This is a genomic window from Mesorhizobium sp. M7A.F.Ca.CA.003.01.2.1 (genome assembly GCF_003998945.1).
Lineage (GTDB): Bacteria > Pseudomonadota > Alphaproteobacteria > Rhizobiales > Rhizobiaceae > Mesorhizobium > Mesorhizobium ciceri.
The window spans coordinates 1-2,349 of sequence record NZ_RZRA01000878.1; the positions used below are offsets into that span (position 1 = coordinate 1).

The 2,349-nt window shown below is 62.9% G+C and carries 3 protein-coding genes; 1 reads left to right on the top strand and 2 read right to left on the bottom strand.

The window, feature by feature from the left end; all coding sequences use genetic code 11:
• The coding region (locus tag EN969_RS27040; RefSeq protein ID WP_164758522.1) for a sugar phosphate isomerase/epimerase at window positions 1–564 on the top strand (564 nt) is incomplete at its 5' end.
• A 216-nt stretch (window positions 565–780) separates the two neighbouring features.
• On the opposite strand, the gene EN969_RS27045 is transcribed toward EN969_RS27040, so the two are convergent.
• Window positions 781–1,719, bottom strand: coding sequence for an IS110 family transposase (locus tag EN969_RS27045; protein WP_063169043.1), 939 nt, complete (start codon window positions 1,717–1,719; stop codon window positions 781–783).
• Window positions 1,720–1,992: 273 nt separating this feature from the next.
• The coding region (locus EN969_RS27050; RefSeq protein ID WP_164758523.1) for an ABC transporter permease subunit at window positions 1,993–2,349 on the bottom strand (357 nt) is incomplete at its 5' end.

Sequence of the window (2,349 nt, forward strand, 5' to 3'; positions counted from 1 at the left end):
CTTGGCGCCAGCACGCTGAGCGGCCCTCTGCATTCGACGCTCGGGTCCTTTTCCGGCTCTGGGCCGACGGCCGCGGAGAAGAAGCGCTCCGTCGGCTCGCAGCGCGCCATCGGCGACCATGCCGGCAACAAGGGCGTCACCATCGGGCTCGAGGCGCTGAACCGCTTCGAATGCTACCTGCTCAACACGATGGCGGACCTGTCGGAGCATATCGACGCCATCGACCGGCCGCACATCAAGGCGATGTACGACACCTTCCACGCCAATATCGAGGAGGCCGACCCGATCGGCGCCTACACGAAACACCGCAGGAATGTCGTGCATATCCATATCTCGGAGAATGATCGCGGCGTGCCGGGGCGCGGCAACATTCCGTGGACCGAAACGTTTTCCGCCATCCGCAAGAGCGGCTATGACGATTGGCTGACGATCGAGGCGTTCGGCCGCTCACTCAAGGATTTGGCGGCGGCGACCAAGGTGTGGCGGGATTTTTCAGAGACCCCGGAAGCGGTTTATCGGGAGGGGTATAGGCATATCAAGAGCGGGTGGAAGAAGGCGGCTTAGGCGCCCTGGCCCATTTTCTATTTGCGTTCGCGGCGGTTGCCAGGTGGTTCCCCCACTCCGTCTCGGCTTCGCCGAGCCACCTCTCTCCCCCCTCCGGAGGGAGAGGAAGGAAGCCTCGGCCTGGGGGACACTCGGCCTAAGAGGACAGGCGTCGGCTCGGACAGCCTGGCGCTTTCCTCTACCCCGTCGATCGGGGGAGAGCGACTATCTGGGGTGTCAAGTTGCACTCGCGAACTCGTTGCGCGCATCGCGTGCTTTTGCATTGAGGATGACGAGGAGTTTTCTGGCGAGTGCGATGCGGATGAGCATTTTTGGCTTTCCCGCCTGTTGCAACCGTTGAGCGAAAGCTTTGAGATTGGGATCGAATTTGGCCACGATGGCTGCGACGATGAAGAGGATGCCACGCGGCCCGGCGCGTCCGCCGCGCACATGCCTGTTGCCGGTGCGCTTGCCGCTATCGTTGGCGAAGGGAGCGAGGCCTGCCAGCTTGGCGATGGCCTTGTTGGAGATGAGGCCGATCTCGGGCAGTTCGGCCATCAGGCGGGCGACGGTGCGTCCGGCCACGCCCTTCAGCGAACGAAAGGCCTGCTCCAGCCTGGCCCACAGCGGATCGTCATCGATCATCGAGGCAATCTCGCCTTCCAGGCGCCGTTGCTCGCGCTTGAGGAAGGCCAGCATCGCCTCGATGCTGGCGCATACCTCGGCGTCGCGTGCGGCACTTCTACGCTGCTTGTTGATGGTCGCATCGCCGACAATCTGGCAAAGCCGGCCAACCAACGCGGCAAGCCGCTGCTGGGCGGCGCTTGGCGGTGGCGTCGGCACAGTGTTCTTGACTGCGCCGTAGTGGGCGATGACAGCGGCGTCGATCCTGTCGGTCTTCTCAAGATAGCCCATCGCCTCGGCGAAACGGCGCACGCTCTTGGCATTGACCACGCCGCACGGCATGCCGTGCGCCCACAAGAGCATGAATCCCAGCCGTTCATAGCCGCCCGATGCCTCCATCACCGCAAGGACTGCGTCATGGCTGCGGCAGAACAGCCAAAGAGCTGCGATCCCCGCCGCGTCGTTGGCGAAGCGCGCTGCCGCTCCGCCAGGCCAGACATGCGCGTCCAGCCAATCTTTCGAAACATCAACTCCACAAATAATCCTGTTCACGGTAACCTGCCTTGTGCGTACGGTTGGAACCAAGCGACTGTTCGGTCGTGCGTGATGAAGGCGAAGATCCCAAGCTCTCCCGCGGCTGTAACCTCAGGTGGTACGGGCGACTTCGCCAAGCCAAGGTCCGGGCGGCCACCCGGACCTTGGCTCAATCGCTCTAATCCCACGAAATCTCTCTCGTGTAGATACAAGGTGTCGAGCGAAGCTCGACGGAGTGGGGGTCGATCCTTTGGCGCCGGTCGAGACGACTTGCGCGTCTGCATCACAAGCCTACCCCTGCTCAGCCTGGATCCTGTTGTAGTCGTGGATCGTCTGGCTCAGCCGGCGGCGCAGGAAGTTGGAGATGTTGTCGAAGATGAAGACGACGGCCAAGATCAGCAGCACCATGTAGAAGACGTTGGCCCAGTTTGAGTTGGTGCGCATCGCTTCCCACAGTTTCAGGCCGATGCCGCCGGCGCCGACAGCGCCGATGATGGTGGCGCCGCGGGTGTTGGATTCCCACTGATAGAGCGTCTGGCTGATGAACACCGGCACCACTTCCGGCAGCACGCCGTAGCGCTGCACCAGGAGGCCGTTGGCTCCGGTCGAGGTAATCCCCTCGCGCGGCCTGTCGTCGATGTTCTCCAG